This window comes from Variovorax paradoxus (genome assembly GCF_902712855.1).
GTDB classification, from domain to species: domain Bacteria; phylum Pseudomonadota; class Gammaproteobacteria; order Burkholderiales; family Burkholderiaceae_C; genus Variovorax; species Variovorax paradoxus_Q.
The window spans coordinates 4,542,308-4,558,820 of the sequence record NZ_LR743507.1 but is presented as its reverse complement, the minus strand read 5'-3'; the positions used below and the strand labels follow the sequence as shown (position 1 = coordinate 4,558,820).

The 16,513-nt window shown below is 68.7% G+C and carries 18 protein-coding genes; 6 read left to right on the top strand and 12 right to left on the bottom strand.

The window, feature by feature from the left end:
- Positions 1–2: 2 nt before the first annotated feature.
- Positions 3–731, top strand: a complete 729-nt coding sequence (locus AACL56_RS21280; RefSeq protein ID WP_339091786.1) for a haloacid dehalogenase type II — start codon at positions 3–5, stop codon at positions 729–731.
- On the opposite strand, the gene AACL56_RS21275 is transcribed toward AACL56_RS21280, so the two are convergent.
- From AACL56_RS21275 to AACL56_RS21245, 7 genes are all read right to left on the bottom strand, one after another.
- Positions 732–1,265, bottom strand: a complete 534-nt coding sequence (locus AACL56_RS21275; protein WP_339091785.1) for a DUF1697 domain-containing protein — start codon at positions 1,263–1,265, stop codon at positions 732–734.
- A gap of 1 nt (position 1,266) precedes the next feature.
- Positions 1,267–1,680 (bottom strand): lactoylglutathione lyase, encoded by a 414-nt coding sequence (gloA, locus tag AACL56_RS21270; protein WP_339091784.1) that lies wholly within the window; start codon positions 1,678–1,680, stop codon positions 1,267–1,269.
- Positions 1,681–1,742: 62 nt separating this feature from the next.
- A complete protein-coding gene (locus AACL56_RS21265) occupies positions 1,743–2,432 on the bottom strand; it encodes a glutathione S-transferase family protein (RefSeq protein WP_339091783.1) in 690 nt (229 codons plus the stop codon).
- Positions 2,433–2,541: 109 nt separating this feature from the next.
- Entirely contained in the window at positions 2,542–3,225 is a 684-nt protein-coding gene (locus AACL56_RS21260) for an ABC transporter ATP-binding protein (protein WP_339091782.1), read from the bottom strand.
- Entirely contained in the window at positions 3,222–4,883 is a 1,662-nt protein-coding gene (locus tag AACL56_RS21255) for an iron ABC transporter permease (protein ID WP_339091781.1), read from the bottom strand. The genes AACL56_RS21260 and AACL56_RS21255 overlap by 4 nt, the downstream gene beginning before the upstream one ends.
- Positions 4,884–5,023: 140 nt before the next feature.
- Positions 5,024–6,097: a Fe(3+) ABC transporter substrate-binding protein gene (locus tag AACL56_RS21250; protein WP_339091780.1), complete on the bottom strand. Its 1,074-nt coding sequence runs from the start codon at positions 6,095–6,097 to the stop codon at positions 5,024–5,026.
- A gap of 144 nt (positions 6,098–6,241) precedes the next feature.
- A complete protein-coding gene (locus AACL56_RS21245; RefSeq protein WP_339091779.1) occupies positions 6,242–6,787 on the bottom strand; it encodes a PaaI family thioesterase in 546 nt (181 codons plus the stop codon).
- 75 nt (positions 6,788–6,862) lie between these two features.
- On the opposite strand from AACL56_RS21245, the gene AACL56_RS21240 reads away from it, so the two are divergent.
- From AACL56_RS21240 to AACL56_RS21225, 4 genes are all read left to right on the top strand, one after another.
- On the top strand, positions 6,863–7,318 hold the full coding sequence (locus tag AACL56_RS21240) for a MarR family winged helix-turn-helix transcriptional regulator (RefSeq protein WP_339091778.1): 456 nt from the start codon (positions 6,863–6,865) through the stop codon (positions 7,316–7,318).
- A gap of 123 nt (positions 7,319–7,441) precedes the next feature.
- Positions 7,442–8,755: an MFS transporter gene (locus AACL56_RS21235; protein WP_339091777.1), complete on the top strand. Its 1,314-nt coding sequence runs from the start codon at positions 7,442–7,444 to the stop codon at positions 8,753–8,755.
- Positions 8,756–8,776: 21 nt separating this feature from the next.
- Positions 8,777–10,195 (top strand): MATE family efflux transporter, encoded by a 1,419-nt coding sequence (locus AACL56_RS21230; protein ID WP_339091776.1) that lies wholly within the window; start codon positions 8,777–8,779, stop codon positions 10,193–10,195.
- A gap of 37 nt (positions 10,196–10,232) precedes the next feature.
- On the top strand, positions 10,233–10,946 hold the full coding sequence (locus tag AACL56_RS21225) for an SDR family oxidoreductase (RefSeq protein ID WP_339091775.1): 714 nt from the start codon (positions 10,233–10,235) through the stop codon (positions 10,944–10,946).
- Positions 10,947–11,004: 58 nt separating this feature from the next.
- Here AACL56_RS21225 and AACL56_RS21220 read toward each other — a convergent pair whose 3' ends face one another.
- From AACL56_RS21220 to AACL56_RS21200, 5 genes are all read right to left on the bottom strand, one after another.
- A complete protein-coding gene (locus AACL56_RS21220) occupies positions 11,005–11,319 on the bottom strand; it encodes a hypothetical protein (RefSeq protein WP_339091774.1) in 315 nt (104 codons plus the stop codon).
- 177 nt (positions 11,320–11,496) lie between these two features.
- Positions 11,497–12,234: an aldolase gene (locus AACL56_RS21215; RefSeq protein WP_339091773.1), complete on the bottom strand. Its 738-nt coding sequence runs from the start codon at positions 12,232–12,234 to the stop codon at positions 11,497–11,499.
- A gap of 70 nt (positions 12,235–12,304) precedes the next feature.
- Positions 12,305–12,949 (bottom strand): 2-dehydro-3-deoxy-6-phosphogalactonate aldolase, encoded by a 645-nt coding sequence (locus AACL56_RS21210; protein WP_339091772.1) that lies wholly within the window; start codon positions 12,947–12,949, stop codon positions 12,305–12,307.
- Positions 12,946–13,854 (bottom strand): 2-dehydro-3-deoxygalactonokinase, encoded by a 909-nt coding sequence (locus AACL56_RS21205; RefSeq protein WP_339091771.1) that lies wholly within the window; start codon positions 13,852–13,854, stop codon positions 12,946–12,948. The genes AACL56_RS21210 and AACL56_RS21205 overlap by 4 nt, the downstream gene beginning before the upstream one ends.
- On the bottom strand, positions 13,855–15,591 hold the full coding sequence (locus tag AACL56_RS21200; protein WP_339091770.1) for an IlvD/Edd family dehydratase: 1,737 nt from the start codon (positions 15,589–15,591) through the stop codon (positions 13,855–13,857).
- Positions 15,592–15,740: 149 nt separating this feature from the next.
- Here AACL56_RS21200 and AACL56_RS21195 point away from each other — a divergent pair, with 149 nt between their 5' ends.
- The gene (locus tag AACL56_RS21195) at positions 15,741–16,484 is read left to right on the top strand and encodes a FadR/GntR family transcriptional regulator (RefSeq protein WP_339091769.1); all 744 of its coding nucleotides are present in this window, start codon (positions 15,741–15,743) and stop codon (positions 16,482–16,484) included.
- The last annotated feature ends 29 nt before the right edge of the window (positions 16,485–16,513 follow it).

Sequence of the window (16,513 nt, the reverse complement as noted above, 5' to 3'; positions counted from 1 at the left end):
ATATGCGCGCGGCTTTCGACGCAAGCGATCTCAGGGTCATCGCGTTCGACGTTTTCGGCACGGTGGTCGACTGGCACAGCGGGATTGCGGCCGAGGCCGAGAGCGCGCTGCCGGGCGTGGACGGCAAGGCCTTCGCGCTGGCCTGGCGCGCCGGCTACCAGCCCGCCATGAAGGCCGTGATGGAGCGCATTGCCGCGGGCGAGGGCGGCTTCACGCTGCTCGACGAACTGCACCTGAGCATGCTCGACCAGGTGCTGCGCGACTTCGGGTTGTCCGACAGGCTCGACGCCGCCGCCAGGCGCGACCTGAGCCGCGCATGGCACCGCCTGCCGGCCTGGCCCGACGCGGTGGTGGGCCTCGCGCGGCTCAAGAAGAAGTTCACCATCTGCACGCTGTCGAACGGCAACATCGGCCTGCTCACCGAGATGGCCAAGCGCGCCGGCCTGCCCTGGGACTGCGTGCTGTCCGCCGAGGTGTTCAAGGCCTACAAGCCCGATCCCCGCACCTACCTCGGCGTGGCCGGCGTGTTCGATGCGACGCCCGGGCAGGTGATGCTGGCCGCCGCGCACCATGACGACCTGGCCGCTGCGCGCGTGTGCGGCCTGAAGACCGCCTACATCGAGCGCCCGCACGAATTCGGCCGCGACCAGCCGAAAGACGTGTCGCCGCTGCCGGACAACAACCTGCACGCGCGCGACATCGGCGAACTCGCCGACCTGCTGGGTTGCTGATCAGCCGTCGATGAGCTTTTCCACCGTGCGCAGGTTGCGCGTGGTGGTGCTCGACCTGTAGCGCGTCTTCGCGAGCAGCTTGGCCACCGGCGTGTCGAGGCTCTCGCCGCGCGGGCACTGCCAGTACAGCACGCCCTTGCCGCGCTTCAGCTGCTCCACATCGGCGTCGCCGCTGCCGGACTTTTCCATGACTTCGTCGAGCATCGCGGCGTCCGATCCGAACACGATGTACGGATGGCGCTCGTCGTCGATGCGTTCGAACGGATAGGCTTTCGCCATGGCGGCCACCTGCTTCTGGGTGAGCAGCACGATCCACGCGTCGTACCCGAAGCGCTTGCGCAGCGCCTGTTCGATGCGCTTGCGAAGCGCCGGTGCATCGGCCTCGTCCGTGTCGAACAGCACATTGCCGCTGGCGAGCAGCGTGCGCACGGCGCCGATGCCGAGTTCGTCGGCGAACAGCGCCTTCAGGTCGGCGCTCTTGATGGCGATGCCGTTGACGTTCACGCCACGCAGCAGGGCGACGTGGCGAACCATGTCAGCGCAGCCCGCCGCCAGCGGCGTTCTCGTCGCGCTGGATGAGTTCGATCTTGTATCCGTCGGGGTCCGTGACGAACGCGATCACCGTCGTGCCGCCCTTGACCGGACCGGCTTCGCGCGTCACGTTGCCGCCCGCGGCCTTGATCTTGTCGCAGGCCGCATAGGCGTCGGGCACACCGAGCGCGATGTGGCCGTAGGCGGTGCCCAGGTCGTAGCTTTCGGTGCCCCAGTTGTAGGTGAGCTCGATCTCGGCCTGGTCGGGGTTGCCCTTGTCGAAGCCGAGGAAGGCCAGGCTGTACTTGTACTCGGGGTTCTCCGAGGTGCGCAGCAGGTTCATGCCGAGCACCTGGGTGTAGAAATCGATGGAGCGCTGGAGGTTGCCGACGCGCAGCATGGTGTGGAGGAATCGCATCTCGTGGTGCCGTGTAGTTATGGGAAAGAGGAGCCGCTATTGTCGGCCTCCCGGCGCGGCGATCAACTTGCCAGGGTCAGCAGGTGCGCCTGGTGGCGCTTCAGGAATTCCATCAGGTGCTGCGGGTACTCCGGCACGACCGCGTCGCGCACGCTCGGGCGGGCCGCCAGTGCCTTGCGCCATGCGTCGACCCTGGGCAGGTCGTCGAAGATGTGCGAGTCGCTGATCGTGTCGAACACCTCGAAGTAGCGGAACACCGGCGCGAAGACGGCGTCGACGAGGCTGAAGCTCTTTCCCGCGAAGTAGGGGCCGTCGCCCGAGGCTGCGAGCGCGGCTTCGACGCGCTCGAACTTCGCCGTCAGGGCAAGCCGCTTCTGCTCGAACACGGCCGCGTCCTGCGTGGTCTCGTAGCCCCACAGGTCGGCGAGGATGGCCGAGCCGAACTCCATCCAGGCGCGGTGTTGCGCACGGGCCAACGGGTCTTCGGGGTGCAGGCGCGCACCGGGCTGCGTCTCTTCGAGGTACTCGCAGATCACGTTGCTCTCGAACAGCACGGCTTCGCTGCCGTCCGGCTCTTGAACCTTCAGCAGTGGCACCTTGCCGAGCGGCGAGACGTCGAGGAACCACTGGGGCTTGTTGGCGAGGTCGATGACGACGCGCTCGAAGGGCACGCCTTTTTCATGCAGCGCGATGGCGGCGCGCTGCACGTACGGGCACAGCAGGTGGCTGACGAGGGTGAGAGCTTGCGTCATGAGGCTTTCCGTTCTCGGTGGTGGAATGTGCGGGTGCGGGACGCCGCGATTCTTCCGAGCCTGAACAACCTTTTCCCGGAAAGCCCATTCGGGAAACGGACGCCGTGTGCTATGCCGCGGTATCGAGCCAGTGCGTGATCCGTCCGCCGTGCATCGCGCCTATGCGGTCCGCCATGGCATGCCCCTCGGCCTCGTTGTGCGTGACGAGGATCGCGGTCTGGCCGGCCTGCTTGAGGATGCCGCGCACCTCCGCCGTGAGGCGTTCGCGCGTGCTGCCGTCGAGGTTGGAGAACGGCTCGTCGAGCAGCAGAAGGGCGGGCGAGGGTGCGAGCGCGCGGGCCAGCGCGATGCGCTGCTGCTGGCCACCCGACAGCTCGTGCGGATAACGCTCGCCCGCATCGACCAGGCCGACCAGCGCGAGCATCTCGGCCACGCGAGATCGCTGCGCGGCGCGGTCGAGGCGGCGCAGCCCGAAGGCCACGTTCTTCGCGGCGGACAGGTGGGGGAACAGCGCGTACTCCTGGAACATCATGCCCACGCGCCGCTGCTCGGGCGCCAGATGCACCTGCGTGGACGAAAGCAGCACGTCGCCGAGACGCACCGTGCCGGCGCGCAATGGCTCGAAGCCCGCGACGGCACGCAGCACCGTGGTCTTGCCGCAGCCCGACGGGCCGAACAGGCAGGCAATGTCGCCTGCGTCGAGCGCGAGCGAGAAGCCGTCGACGACCGTGTGCGGACCGCGCGGCGTGTCGTACGCCAGCCGGATCGTCTCGATGTGAAGGGGAGCACTCATGTGTTGTCGGGCGATGGTGTGCCGAACTGGTTGCGCGCGAGCAGGACCACGGGCAGCAGCCCGGCCGCCACGATGGCCAGCGCGGCAATCGCGCCTTCCTCGTAGGTGCCGCGCGCGGCCTCGGCGTAGAGCCAGGTGGCGAGGGTGTCGAAATTGGCGGGCCGCAGCAGCAGCGTGGCCGGCAGCTCCTTCATGGCGTCGACGAACACCAGCAGCGCGCCCGCAGCCAGCGCAGGATGCAGCAGCGGCAGGTGCACGCGTCGCAGCGTGCCGGCGGTGGTCTCGCCGAGCAGGCGCGAGGCCTGCTCGATGGCTGGTGGAATGCGCGCCAGCCCTGCCTCGATGCCGCCGACCGGCATGGCGAGAAAGCGGATGGCGCAGGCCACGACCAGCACCACGCCCGCGCCCATCAGCGGCAGGCCCTGCCAGCCGAAGGCCGTGGCCAGTGCCGAGTCGAATGCCAGCGCCGGCGTGAGCAGCCCGATGGCCAGCACGGTGCCGGGCACCGCGTAGCCCAGCGAGGCGACGCGGGCCTGCCAGCGCGCACCGTTCGGTCGCGAGCCCTGGCTGCGTGCAGCCCAGGCCACCACCAGTCCCGCCGCCACGGTGACCACCGTGACGCCGGCGGCCAGCGCGAGCGTGTTGCCGAGGCTGGCGACCAGGCCTTGCGAAACGCCGCCGCCCTGGTGCAGCCGCTTGGCGCTTTCCCAGACCAGGTAGAGCGCGGGCGCGACGAAGCCGATCAGCACCGGCAGCGAAGCCGTCACGGTCGCGGCCCATCCCATGGCGCCACGCAGGCGCCGGGGCTGCACCGCGCGCATGCGCTGCGCCGAGCCGAAGCGCTGGTGCCGGCGCCCGTTGCGCTCGAGCCAGACCAGCGCAACCACCACGAACAGCATCGCGCATGCGATCTGCGCGGCGCCTGCGAGATCGGAGCGGGTGATCCACGTCGTGTAGACGGCCACCGTCAATGTGTTCACACCGAGGAATTCGGAGGCGCCGATGTCGTTGAGCGTTTCCAGCAGCGCAAGGCTCAGGCCCACGGCCAGTGCGGGCCGTGCGAGCGGCAACGCCACACGAAAGAACGCACCGCGCCGGTTTTCGCCGAGCATGCGCGCGGCTTCCATCAGGTGCGCGGGCTGCGTCATGAACATCGCGCGCGCCGTCATGTACACGTACGGATAGAGCACGAAGCCCAGCACGAAGATGGCGCCGGGCAGCGAGCGCAGGTCGGGCAAACGGAACTGCCGCGGGCTGTCGAAGCCCAGCATCCAGCGGACCGCGCCCTGCACGGGGCCGATCGGATGCAGCAGATCGAGGTAGGCGAAGGCGACGATGTAGGTCGGCATTGCCATCGGCAACAGCAGCGCCCAATGCAGCGTGCCGCGCCCGGGGAAGTCATGCGCCGTCACAAGCCATGCGCATCCGGTGCCGATCAGCAGCACCAGCGCACCGACACCCGCGAGCAGCAAGGCGGTGTTGAGCGCCGCCTGCGGGAGCACATGCGCGAAGAGTGGCCCCCAGTGCCTGATGCCCGAACCGAGCGCGAGCCATGCCAGCGTGAGCACCGGCGCGAGCACGCCGATGGCGATCAGGAACGATGCGCAGCGCCACACGGGCCCTGCTGCGCGCAGGCCGCTATATCGGGCGAAATTCATGGAGCATCAAGCGCGCGCGCAGCGCGCTGCTGTTTCCAGAAACACCGTGGAACCGGCTTTGCCGGGCCACAGGTGTTGCCCCCGGGAGGGAGAAGGAGAAGGCGACACGCAGTGCGCCGCAGCCTGGAGGCGAGCCAAGGCTACTGGTCGAAGCCGACCTTGTCGACCAGCGCGCTGGCCTGCTTGCGGTGCTTGGCGATCTCGGTCAGTGGCAGCGGATCGACCTTCAGTTCGCCGATGGTCTGGCCGATGATCGGGTCGAGTGCCACGCCCTTGCGCACCGGGTATTCGTAGTTGGCCTGCGCATAGAGCGCCTGCGCCGGCTCCGACACCAGGAACTCGAGCAGCTTGACCGCATTGGCACGCTGCGGCGCGTTCTTTGCCACGGCCGCGCCGCTGATGTTGACGTGCGTGCCGCCGCCCGCACCGCCCGTCCTGGCATTGGCGAAGGTCGGGCGCAGCACCTTGATGCCGTCGCCCCACTTGCGCGCGTCGGTGCCTTCCTTGGCGCTCTTCATCTGGCCGACGTAGTACGAGTTGGCCAGGCCCACGTCGCAGATGCCGCCGAGGATGTCGCGCGCCACGTCGCGGTCGCCCCCCGTGGCCTTGCGCGCCAGGTTGGCCTTGACGCCGCGCAGCCATTGCTCGGCCTTGGCCTCGCCGTCGTGTGCGATGAGCGAGGCGACCAGCGCGGTGTTGTACGGATGCTGGCCCGCGCGGATGCAGACCTTGCCCTTGTACTTCGGGTTGGCGAGGTCTTCATAGCGGAAGCTGGTGAGGGGCAGGCTCTTGTCGGCGTAGAGCACGCGCGCGCGCATCGACAGCGAGAACCACTGGCCGTCGGCGCCCCGCAGGTTGGCCGGAATGGCGGACTCGAGCGCGGCCGACTTCACCGGCTGCGTGACGCCGCCGTCGACCAGGTCCATGAGGTTGCCGATGTCCACCGTCATCAGCAGGTCGGCGGGCGAGCGTGCGCCTTCGGCCTTGACGCGCTCGAGCAGCCCGTCCTTCACGAACACGGTGTTGACCTTGATGTTGCTCTGCGCGCTGAAGGCGGAGATCAGCGGCTGGATCAGCGCGGGCTCGCGCGTGGTGTAGAGCGTGAGTTCGTCGGCGGCGGCCTGCGCGGGCAGGGCGGCGGCGGCCAGCCAGGCGGCGCTGGCGCCCAGCAGCGCGCGCACGGCGCGTCCTTGCGCACGGGTGTGTTCGGTCATGAAGATCCTCCGGGAGGTCAGTGAGATGTCTGAGTCGCCGGCGCCTGTTGTTGTCGTACTGGCCGAGATGCGAATAATTATCACTGGGCGTCCCGAGGGCCAGGCCTTTGGACTTATGCGCCGAAGGCCTACTTGCCGCGCGTGTCAGCGCATTTCGAACACCAGGCAGGTGGTGGTGGCATGCGCGTACAGCGTGCCGTCGGGGCCGACGAGGCGTGCCTCGGCGGTGGCCAGCTGGCGGCCGCAATGGATCACCTTGCCCTCGGCGCGCACGCGCTGCACTTTCGGCGTGAGTCCTTTCACGTAATTCACGCTGAGCTCGGCGGTCGTGTAGGCGCGGCCGGCCGGCATCATGGTGTGGACCGAGCAGCCCAGGGCGGAGTCGAGCATGGTCGCGACCCAGCCGCCGTGAATGGTGCCCAGCGGGTTCAAGTGCTGCGGCAGCGGCGTGCCCTGGAACACAGCCACGCCCGCGCTCACTTCGACGATCGTGAAGTCGAGCGTCTTGGCGATGGCGGCATAGGGAATGTCGCCGGCCAGCATGGCCTGCATCACCTCCAGCCCGGTCTTGCCTGCGATCTGGTCGGGTCGGGCCAAGCCGGGGCCCGGGCCGGCATCGAGGCGTTCGGTGATCTTCTGCTCTTCGGCGATCCATGCGGCGAGCTGGCTCTGGCTGGGGGACTGCGTCATGTCGGTGCTTCCTGTCGGGGTATTCGGAGGAGGGGTGAATTGCATATGCAATAGTTGCAGCTACAATAATATCCCATGAACACGCTCACCAAGCCGCGCGGCTGCACCAGTTTCAAGACGCGCCAGCTGTCGCGCCGCCTTTCGCAGTTCTACGACGCGGAGGTCTCCAAGAGCGGCCTGAAGACCACGCAGTACTCGCTGCTGTCGAACCTCGCGCGGCTGGGTCCGTCGCGGCCTGTCGACCTTGCGGGCGAACTCAAGATGACCGCGTCGACCCTGAGCCGCAACCTGCAGCCGCTGATTGCCGCCGGCTGGATCTCGCTCGGCGCCGGCGCCGATGCGCGCAGCCGCCTGGTCGAGCTCACCGAAGCGGGCGAAGCCAAGCGGCGCGAAGCGCAGTCGCACTGGAAGACGGCGCAGCTCAAGCTCAACGCATTGCTGGGCGTGGAGCGCGTCATCGCGCTGCACGAAATCATCGACGAGGCCATGGCGCTGCTGGGCGGCGACGAAGAGCCCGACATCGAAGACTGACCGCCTCCCGGAGTTCCGACACCACGCACCTTCCATCGCGCGCATCGCATTGCGGTGTTGCGCGCGGGCAATGCCTTCGCCCCTTTTTACTTCCTCCCATTCCATTCCAACAGCAGAGGTCCCATGTTCGCCAACCAAGTCTCCGCATGGCTCCAGCGCCGCGGCATCCATTACGGATGGATCGTCGCCGCCATCACCTTCCTGACCATGCTGACCATGTCGGCCGCGCTGGGCCTGCCGGGCGCCATGCTGCAGCCGCTCGGCAAGGAGTTCGGCTGGAGTACCGAGCAGATTTCCTCGGCGCTCGCCTTGCGCTTCGCTCTGTTCGGCCTGATGGGCCCGTTCGCCGCCGTGCTGATGGAACGCTACGGCCTGCGCGCGGTGATCTGCACCGGCCTCGCGCTCGTCGGCCTCGGCATGGCGCTCGTCACCATGGCCTCGCAGCTGTGGCAGCTCTTCGTGCTGTGGAGCCTGATGCTGGGCCTGGGCACCGGCATGACCGCGCTGGTGCTCGGCGCGGTGGTGGCCAACCGCTGGTTCGTGGCGCGGCGCGGCCTCGTCATCGGCATGCTCACCGCAAGCTCGGCCACCGGTCAGCTGGCCTTCCTGCCGCTCGCGGCCTGGATGATCGAGCACTGGGGCTGGCGCTCGGCCATCGCGCCGATCGTTGCGGGCAGCATCCTCATCGGCGTGCTGGCGCTGTGCCTCATGCGCAACCGTCCTTCGGACATCGGCCTGCTGCCTTACGGCGAGAAGCCCGGGGCGCAGCCCGCCGTGCCTGCAGCGGCCGCGCCGGCGATGAACTTCGCCACGCCGTTTCGAGTGCTCAAAGAGGTCTCAGGCAACCGCACCTTCTGGATCCTGGCCGGCACCTTCTTCATCTGCGGCCTGAGCACCAACGGCCTGGTGCAGACGCACTTCATCTCGCTGTGCGGCGACTACGGCATGGGCGCGGTGCCCGCCGCCTCGGTGCTCGCGATGATGGGCGCGTTCGACTTCGTCGGCACCATCCTGTCGGGCTGGCTCTCGGACCGCTATGACAACCGCAAGCTGCTCTTCTGGTACTACGGCCTGCGCGGGCTGTCGCTGTTCTGGCTGCCGCATTCGGAGTTCACCATCTACGGCCTGGGCATCTTTGCGATGTTCTACGGCCTCGACTGGATCGCCACCGTGCCTCCGACCGTGAAGCTCGCGGGCGCCGCCTTCGGCCCCGCCAAGGTCGGTCTGGTGTTCGGCTGGGTGTTCGCCGCGCACCAGCTGGGCGCCGCCACGGCCGCCTACGGCGCGGGTTTCGCGCGCACGCTGCTGCTCACCTACACCCCGGCGCTGTACGCCGCCGGTGCGGCCTGCCTGGTGGCGGCGCTGATCGTGATGATGATCCGCCGCCCGGCGGCCAAGGCCGGCACGCCATCCACCGCGGCCGCGGCCCGTGCCTGAACGCACCGAGGTGTTCCCCGCATGACCGCCCCACACGACACCGAACTCGACCCGCGTACCCGCCGCCTTCTCGAGGCGCCCATCGTGCCCACGCTGCTGCGTCTGGCAGCGCCCAACGTGCTGGTGATGGTGGCGCAAGCCTCCGCCGGCCTCATCGAGACCTACTTCGTCGGCAAGCTCGGCACCGATGCGCTGGCCGGTATGGCGCTGGTGTTTCCGATCGTCATGCTGATGCAGATGACCTCCAGCGGCGCGATGGGCGGCGGCATCGCCTCGTCGATCGCGCGCGCGCTCGGTGCACGCCGGCGCGGCGACGCCGACGCGCTGGTATGGCACGCCATCGTCATCGCGCTGGGCTTCGGCCTGTGCTTCACGCTGGCGCTGCTGCTCGGCGGGCGCTGGCTCTACGGGATCATGGGCGGCACCGGGGCCGCGCTCGACGCGGCGCTGACCTATTCGAACTGGGTGTTCGCAGGCGCGACGCTGGTGTGGCTGTTCAACTCGCTGTCGGCCATCATCCGCGGCACCGGCAACATGTCGGTGCCGGCCAACGTGACGGTGGTGGGGGTTGTGTTCCTCATTCCCGCGTCGCCGCTGCTGATCTTCGGTTTCGGGCCGTTGCCGGGCATGGGCATCGCCGGCGGCGCGATGGCGCTGCTCCTGTACTACCTGCTTGGATCGATCGCGCTCATCGCATACCTGCGCTCGCCGCGCAGCCTGCTGAAGTTCACGTTCGACGCATTCAAGCTGCGCTGGCCGATGTTCCGCGACATCCTGCGCATCGGGCTGGTGGGCGCGGTATCGACGGTGGCAACCAACCTGTCGATCGGGATCGCCACCGCGCTGGCGGGCCACTTCGGTTCCGGGGCGCTGGCCGGCTACGGCACGGCCTCGCGGCTCGAGTACCTGCTGGTGCCGCTGGTGTTCGGCCTGGGTGCGCCGCTGGTCGCCATGGTGGGTACCTGCATGGGTGCGGGGCAGCGCGAGCGCGCGCTGCGCGCCACCTGGGCCGGCGCGGCGCTGGCCTTTGCGCTCACCGAGGCCATCGGGCTCGCCGCGGCGCTGTTTCCGCGACCGTGGCTGTTGCTGTTCGGGCACGACCCTGCGATGCTGGAGACCGGTGCCCACTACCTTCGCGTCGTCGGGCCGCTCTACGGGTTCTTCGGCGTCGGGCTGGTGCTGTACTTCGCGTCGCAGGGTGCGGGGCGGCTGCTGTGGCCGGTGCTCGGCAATATTGCGCGGCTCGCGGTGGCCGGCACGGGCGGCTGGCTGGCTCTGCGCTGGGGTGGCGGGCTCACCGGCGTGTTCGCCGCGCAGGGCGTGGCACTGGTGGTGTACGGCATCGTGATCGCCTCCGCGATCGCCGGCGGTGCCTGGTTCGGCCGGGTCGGCTGGCCGCGCACACCCAGCGGCTTGCTGCGCCGCGTGGCACAGGCATGACGCAATCTCTTTCCAATCCATCATCGAAAGGTCGGCCATGAAGATCAAGGACTCCGTCGTTTTCATCACAGGCGCCAACCGCGGCCTCGGACTGGCATTCGCCAAGGCGGCGCTGGCGGCCGGCGCGCGCAAGGTCTACGGCGCGGCGCGCGACCCGAAGAGCGTCACGTTGCCTGGCGTGACGCCGGTGGCGCTCGACGTGACGCAGCCGGCGCAGATCGAAGCGGCGGTGCGCGCCTGCGGCGACGTCACGCTGCTCATCAACAACGCAGGCATCTCGCGCGGGTCGAGCTTCCTCGGATCGCCTGACGCGGTGGCCGCCGCACGCGCCGAGTTCGAGACCAATTTCTTCGGCCCCTGGGCGCTGACGCAAGCCTTCGCGCCCGTGCTGGCCGCCAACGGCGGCGGTGCCGTCATCAATGCGCTGTCGGCCCTGAGCTGGACCACGTTCCCGGGCGTGGCCACTTACAGCGCGACCAAGTCCGCGGCCTGGTCGCTGAGCAACGGCCTGCGCAACGAACTTGCAGCGCAGGGCACGCAGGTCACAAGCTTGCACATGGCGCTGATGGACACCGACATGGCCGCGCATCTGCCCGGTGACAAGGTCTCGCCCGACAGCGTGGCGCGGCAGGCGCTCGAAGGCGTGGAAGCCGGCAAGGTCGAGGTGCTGGCCGACGAGGTCTCGCGCCAGCTGAAGCAGGGCTTGTCGAGCGCAACGCCGCCCTACGCGGGTGCGCCCGCCGCGGCCTGAAAAAAGAAACCGGGCGCGCGGCCCGGTGTCTCGAGATGAATGCCCGCGGGTTGCGGGATCAGTAGCGGTAAGGATTGTTGGGGCGGCGGTCGTAGCGGTTGGGCACGCCGTCGCCGTCGTTGTCCCTGCGGCCGTAGCGGCGGCCGTCGTCCCAGCGGCGGTCGCGGTAGTGGCGGTCGCCGTGGTAATGACGCGGCGGACCGTAGTAGCGCGGCGGCGGTGGCGGTGCGTAGTAGCGGCGCGGCGGCGGAGGCGGCACGACGTACACCTGCGCCTGGATGAACGGGCCGCCTGGCTGGGCCTGTGCCGGTGCGCTCAGTGCGGCCAGCGAGAGCAGGGCCGCGGCGCCGAATGCAAAAGTAAGCTTTTTCACTTGATCCCCCGGTATGTGGTTGGAAGCCTCATCCTCGCGGCCTTGTGTGAAGCTTCTGTAAGGCTGGAGCGAATTCGGATGAAGAGCTGTAAGCCCGTGCGCGGGCATGCCCCGATCCTAAAGGTTCGACACCCTGCAAGGCGCCCCGCCGGGCGCCATTGGTTGTAGGCCGTCGGCTCAACCGCGCGGCGGCGGCAGCATGCGGCGCAGGGCCTCGAAGAACAGGTCCGACTGTTCGCGCTCGCCCTGGATCTGCGCCGCCACGTGCGCAGCCAGCTTCGCATCCACCGGCACCAGCGGGCGCCAGGTCGACTGCGCGATCACCTGGTGCAGGCACGCGCGCTCGAGGTAGTAGAGGTCGTCGTAGGCATGCGCGATGGTGCCGCCCGCCACGATCACGCCGTGGTTCGCGAGAAATGCCACGTCCTTGCCGGTCATGGCGCGGGCGATGCGTTCGCCCTCGGCGTCGTCGAGCGCCAGGCCGTTGTATTCGGCGTCGATGGCGATGCGGTTCATGTAGCGCATCGCGTTCTGGCTTGCCGTCGGATCGAGCGCGCGGTCGACCGTGAGCGTGAGCGCCGTGGCGTACGGCATGTGGCAATGCAGCACGACCGCATGGCCCGTAAGGCGGTGCACCGCGCCGTGGATGAAGAGGGCGGTCGGCTCCACGCGGTGGCGTCCGGCCAGCACCTCGCCGTGCACGTCGATCAGCACGATGTCGTCAGGCCCGATCTCGCTCCAGTGCAGCCCGCGCGGGTTGATGAGGTAGCGGTCCTGGGCACCCGGCAGCATCACGCTGAAATGGTTGCACACACCTTCGGACAGGCCGTGGTGCGCGGCCGCACGCAGCGCGAGCGCGAGGTCTTCGCGCAGCTTGCGCACGGCGGGGCTGGCGTATTCGGAATCGGCGGACATCGTGGGGTTCTCCGTTGTTCTTGTGAAGGACGGGTCAGGACGGGATGGGGCTTGCAAGAAGCCGGCCGGGTCAGGCGAGGACGGTGCCGGTCCAGGCCGAGATGAATTTCTTCGCGTCTTCGCGCACCGCGCCGGCCTGCTTGCCGGGCTTGTAGAGCGCGGACCCGATGCCGAACCCGGCCGCGCCCGCGGCACGCCATTCGGCCATGTTCGTCGGCGTGATGCCGCCCACCGGCATCACCGGCGTGCCGGCCGGCAGCACGGCCAGCAGCGCCTTCACCACGGCCGGCGAGGCCAGTTCGGCAGGGAACAGCTTGAGCCCGGTGGCGCCCGACGCGAGCGCGCCGAAGGCCTCGGTGGGCGTCATGACGCCCGGCAGGCAGACCATGCCGAGGCGTGCGGCCTCGGCGACGACCTCTGCGTTGTAGTTGGGCGAGACGATGAGTTCGCCGCCGGCGGCGTGCACGTCGCGCACCTGCTGCGCGGCGAGCACCGTGCCGGCGCCGACCAGCGCCTGCGGAAAGCGCCGGCGCATCAGCGCGATGCTCTCCAGCGGCTGCGGCGAATTGAGCGGCACCTCGAGCAGGCGGAAGCCGGGCTCGACGATGGCGTCGCCCACGTCCGCAGCCTCGGCGGGCGTGAGGCCGCGCAGGATGGCCACCAGGGGCAGCTCGCGCATGGCGGCATTGAATCTGTCGAGAGGAGGCGTGGTCATGCGGGAATCCGGTCGGTATCGAGGAAGGCGGACAGCGCGTGCAGTCCGGCCCAGGTGGCTTCGGCGCCCAGCGTGCGCGTGGCAACGCCGGTGGCGCGCAGGGCGAGCGTGTAGCGCTGGGTGAGTGCGGAGGAGCCGATCAGCACCACCTCGCCGACCGCCTGCAGCGACTGCGTGCGCAGTTCCTCGCCGATCAGCAGCCCCGAGAGGTAGCTCGCCAGCTCTTTCTTCGGCATGCGGTCGAACAGCGCCAGCGTGCGTGCGCCGAAGGCGTTGTGCAGCAGGCCGTGCCCGTTTTCGGAGCGCGTCACGCCTTCGAGGAAGGCGGCCTCGTCGAGCGGCGCTGCCGCATCGAGCGTGCGCGAAAGGATCGAGTGCTGGCTCAGCAGCGCGTAGAACTCGCCCGTCATGTACGTGCGAAAGCCCGCGACGCGGCCCTTCTTCACCGTGACCCATTTGTTGTGCGTGCCGGGGAGCACGAAGACGCCGTCGTCCAGGCCGGTGATCGACATCGCGCCGAAGATCTGCACCTCTTCGCCGCGCATCACGTCGGGCACGCCCGCATGCTCGTCGCTCAGGCCAGGCACGATCGCGATGCGCGCACCCGGGATGGCGTCGATGTCGATGATCTTGCGGCCCACTTCGACGCGGCCCGCCGGGCATGCGCAGTACGGCGCTTCGACCCAGCCCTGCTTGCTGCCGGCCATGCCGGAGATGAGGCAGCGCGCGCCGTCGAGGCGCATCCAGTCGCCGAACAAGGTGTCGAAGACGGCAGGAAAGCCGCCTTCAGGCACCGTGAGGATGCCGCGCGCATCGCTGCGCTCTTCAAGTACCTTGCCGTCGGCGTCCAGCAGTGCGCCGCGCAGTGAACTCGTACCCCAGTCGATTGCTGCCAGTCTTGTCATTCAATGATTGTCGCGCGGCACGAATGCCCCGCGCCGGCCGCGCAGGAAAGCGAGGTCGGCTCCCTGGTCGGCCTGCAGCACCGTGTCGACGTACAGCTTCCAGTAGCCCGAGTCGAGCGGCGCGGCAGGCGCGACCCATTTCTCGCGGCGCTTCGCCAGTTCCTCGTCGCTCACGTGCAGGTGCAGCCTGCGGTTGGGCACGTCGAGCTCGACGATGTCGCCGTCCTGCACCAGCGCCAGCGGCCCGCCGGCCGCGGCCTCGGGCGCGGTGTGCAGCACCACGGTGCCGTAGGCCGTGCCGCTCATGCGCGCGTCGCTGATGCGCACCATGTCGGTGATGCCCTTGCGCAGCACCTTCGGCGGCAGCGGCATGTTGCCGGCCTCGGCCATGCCGGGGTAGCCCTTGGGGCCGCAGTTCTTGAGCACCATGATGCAGTGCTCGTCGATGTCGAGGTTCTCGTCGTCGATGCGCTTGTGCAGGTCTTCGGCGCTCTCGAACACCACCGCGCGGCCCTTGTGCACCAGCAGCTCGGGCGTGGCCGCGCTGGGCTTGATGATCGCGCCGTTGGGCGCGAGGTTGCCGCGCAGCACGCAGATGCCGGCCTTGTCCTTGAAGGGCTCGGCCTGTGTGCGGATGACCTGCGGGTTGTAGTTCTCGGCGTCCTTCACGTTCTCCCAGACGCTCTGTCCGGTGACGGTGAGGATGTCCTTGTGCAGGTGATCGGCAATCTCCTTGATGACCACCGGCAGGCCGCCCGCGTAGCAGAAGTCTTCCATCAGGAACTGGCCCGAGGGCTGCAGGTTGACCAGGCAGGGCAGTTCGGAGGCGAGACGGTCGAAGTCCTCCAGTGTGAGCTCGACGCCCATGCGGCCCGCGATGGCCAGCAGGTGGATCACGAAGTTGGTCGAGCCGCCGATGGCCGCGTTGACCTTGATGGCATTCTCGATGGCCTGGCGCGTGAGGATCTTCGACATGTTCATGTCTTCATGCACCATGCCCACGATGCGTCGGCCCGCCTGGCGCGCGAGCACGTTGCGGCGGCCGTCCACCGCGGGGTAGGCGGCATTGCCCGGCAGCCCGATGCCCAGCGACTCGACCATGCTGGCCATGGTGCTCGCGGTGCCCATCGTCATGCAGTGGCCGTGGCTGCGGTGCATGCAGCTCTCGGCCTCGAAGAAGTCCTGCAGCTTGAGCGTGCCGGCGCGCACCTGTTCGCTCATCTGCCACACGCCGGTGCCCGAGCCCAGCTCCTGGCCGCGCCACTTGCCCGAGAGCATCGGGCCGCCAGACACGCCGATGGTCGGCAGGTCGACGCTGGCCGCGCCCATCATCAACGCGGGGGTGGTCTTGTCGCAACCCATGAGCAGCACCACGCCGTCCAGCGGATTGCCCCGGATGCTTTCCTCCACGTCCATGCTCGCGAGGTTGCGGTACAGCATGGCGGTGGGGCGCAGCAGCGTCTCGCCGAGCGACATCACCGGGAACTCGAGCGGGAAGCCGCCCGCTTCGTACACGCCGATCTTCACCTGTTCCGCGAGCGTGCGGAAGTGCGAGTTGCAGGGCGTGAGTTCGCTGAAGGTGTTGCAGATGCCGATGACCGGGCGACCGTCGAACTGGTCGTGCGGAACGCCCTTGCCCTTCATCCAGCTGCGGTAGATGAAGCCGTCGCGGTCATGGCGGCCGAACCATTGCTGGCTGCGCAGTTCTCCGGGTTTCTTCTTGGGGGGAATGCTCATGGGGTGTCTCCGTCTTATGGGCTCCAGCAGCCCCGAACCTCAGGGTTTGTCCTGCCGAAGGTCGATTTCAATCATCATATGATAAGCGCGGATCGAACGCCGGAGCCTTAGTGTTTTCGAGCGTCGCGATACCGAAATCCACATCCCACATGATCAAGAACATCCACGGTCGCACGCTCGAGCTGCTCGGTGAAGCCGTGGTGGCGGGGCGCTATGCGATCGGTGCGTCGATCCCCGCGGAGCCCATCCTCGGCGAGGAGCTCGGCGTGAGCCGCACCGTGGTGCGCGAGGCCATCAAGTCGCTCGCGGCCAAGGGGCTCATCGTCACGGGGCCGAAGGTCGGCACGCGCGTGCTGCCCAAGGACAAGTGGAACTGGTTCGACCCCGACGTCATCACCTGGCAGGCGCGCGCCGGCCTCACGCCCGAGTTCCTGCGCGACCTGCAGGACCTGCGTCGCGTGGTGGAGCCTGCCGCGGTGCGCCTGGCCGCCGAGCGCGCCACGGCCAGGGATATCGAGGAAATCGAAAGTGCCTTCGCCGGCATGAAGGAGGCCGTGGAGAACGGCGGCGACTACGTCACCTTCGACCTGCGCTTTCACAACGGCCTGCTGAGTGCAGCGGGCAACCGGATGATCGCGCAGATGAGCAAGGTGCTCAACGCGCTGCTTCGCACCAGCTTCGAGATATCGACCACCAAGCCCGACGGGCCCGCGCTGTCGCTGCCGCTGCACCGCGCGGTGCTCGACGCGGTGATCGCGCACGACCCGGCCAAGGCCGAGCTCGCGATCATCCGGCTCATCGACGGCGCACGCCAGGACATCGAGGACGTGCTCGGCTCGCGCCGCCGCCTCCCGCGCCTGAGCAGGCCGCCGCCCAGGCTCAAGGCCAGCTGATCGCACGGAGTTTCGTGCTGGCCGTCTAA

What these genes read in the sequence shown, in the direction of transcription:
- AACL56_RS21255 (WP_339091781.1), bottom strand. Translation starts at nt 4,883, where the DNA reads ATGAATTTCGCCCGATATAGCGGCCTGCGCGCAGCAGGGCCCGTGTGG.
- AACL56_RS21280 (WP_339091786.1), top strand. Translation starts at nt 3, where the DNA reads ATGCGCGCGGCTTTCGACGCAAGCGATCTCAGGGTCATCGCGTTCGAC.
- AACL56_RS21250 (WP_339091780.1), bottom strand. Translation starts at nt 6,097, where the DNA reads ATGACCGAACACACCCGTGCGCAAGGACGCGCCGTGCGCGCGCTGCTG.
- AACL56_RS21235 (WP_339091777.1), top strand. Translation starts at nt 7,442, where the DNA reads ATGTTCGCCAACCAAGTCTCCGCATGGCTCCAGCGCCGCGGCATCCAT.
- AACL56_RS21195 (WP_339091769.1), top strand. Translation starts at nt 15,741, where the DNA reads ATGATCAAGAACATCCACGGTCGCACGCTCGAGCTGCTCGGTGAAGCC.
- AACL56_RS21265 (WP_339091783.1), bottom strand. Translation starts at nt 2,432, where the DNA reads ATGACGCAAGCTCTCACCCTCGTCAGCCACCTGCTGTGCCCGTACGTG.
- AACL56_RS21210 (WP_339091772.1), bottom strand. Translation starts at nt 12,949, where the DNA reads ATGACCACGCCTCCTCTCGACAGATTCAATGCCGCCATGCGCGAGCTG.
- AACL56_RS21225 (WP_339091775.1), top strand. Translation starts at nt 10,233, where the DNA reads ATGAAGATCAAGGACTCCGTCGTTTTCATCACAGGCGCCAACCGCGGC.
- AACL56_RS21205 (WP_339091771.1), bottom strand. Translation starts at nt 13,854, where the DNA reads ATGACAAGACTGGCAGCAATCGACTGGGGTACGAGTTCACTGCGCGGC.
- AACL56_RS21200 (WP_339091770.1), bottom strand. Translation starts at nt 15,591, where the DNA reads ATGAGCATTCCCCCCAAGAAGAAACCCGGAGAACTGCGCAGCCAGCAA.
- AACL56_RS21240 (WP_339091778.1), top strand. Translation starts at nt 6,863, where the DNA reads ATGAACACGCTCACCAAGCCGCGCGGCTGCACCAGTTTCAAGACGCGC.
- AACL56_RS21230 (WP_339091776.1), top strand. Translation starts at nt 8,777, where the DNA reads ATGACCGCCCCACACGACACCGAACTCGACCCGCGTACCCGCCGCCTT.
- AACL56_RS21245 (WP_339091779.1), bottom strand. Translation starts at nt 6,787, where the DNA reads ATGACGCAGTCCCCCAGCCAGAGCCAGCTCGCCGCATGGATCGCCGAA.
- AACL56_RS21275 (WP_339091785.1), bottom strand. Translation starts at nt 1,265, where the DNA reads ATGGTTCGCCACGTCGCCCTGCTGCGTGGCGTGAACGTCAACGGCATC.
- gloA (WP_339091784.1), bottom strand. Translation starts at nt 1,680, where the DNA reads ATGCGATTCCTCCACACCATGCTGCGCGTCGGCAACCTCCAGCGCTCC.
- AACL56_RS21260 (WP_339091782.1), bottom strand. Translation starts at nt 3,225, where the DNA reads ATGAGTGCTCCCCTTCACATCGAGACGATCCGGCTGGCGTACGACACG.
- AACL56_RS21215 (WP_339091773.1), bottom strand. Translation starts at nt 12,234, where the DNA reads ATGTCCGCCGATTCCGAATACGCCAGCCCCGCCGTGCGCAAGCTGCGC.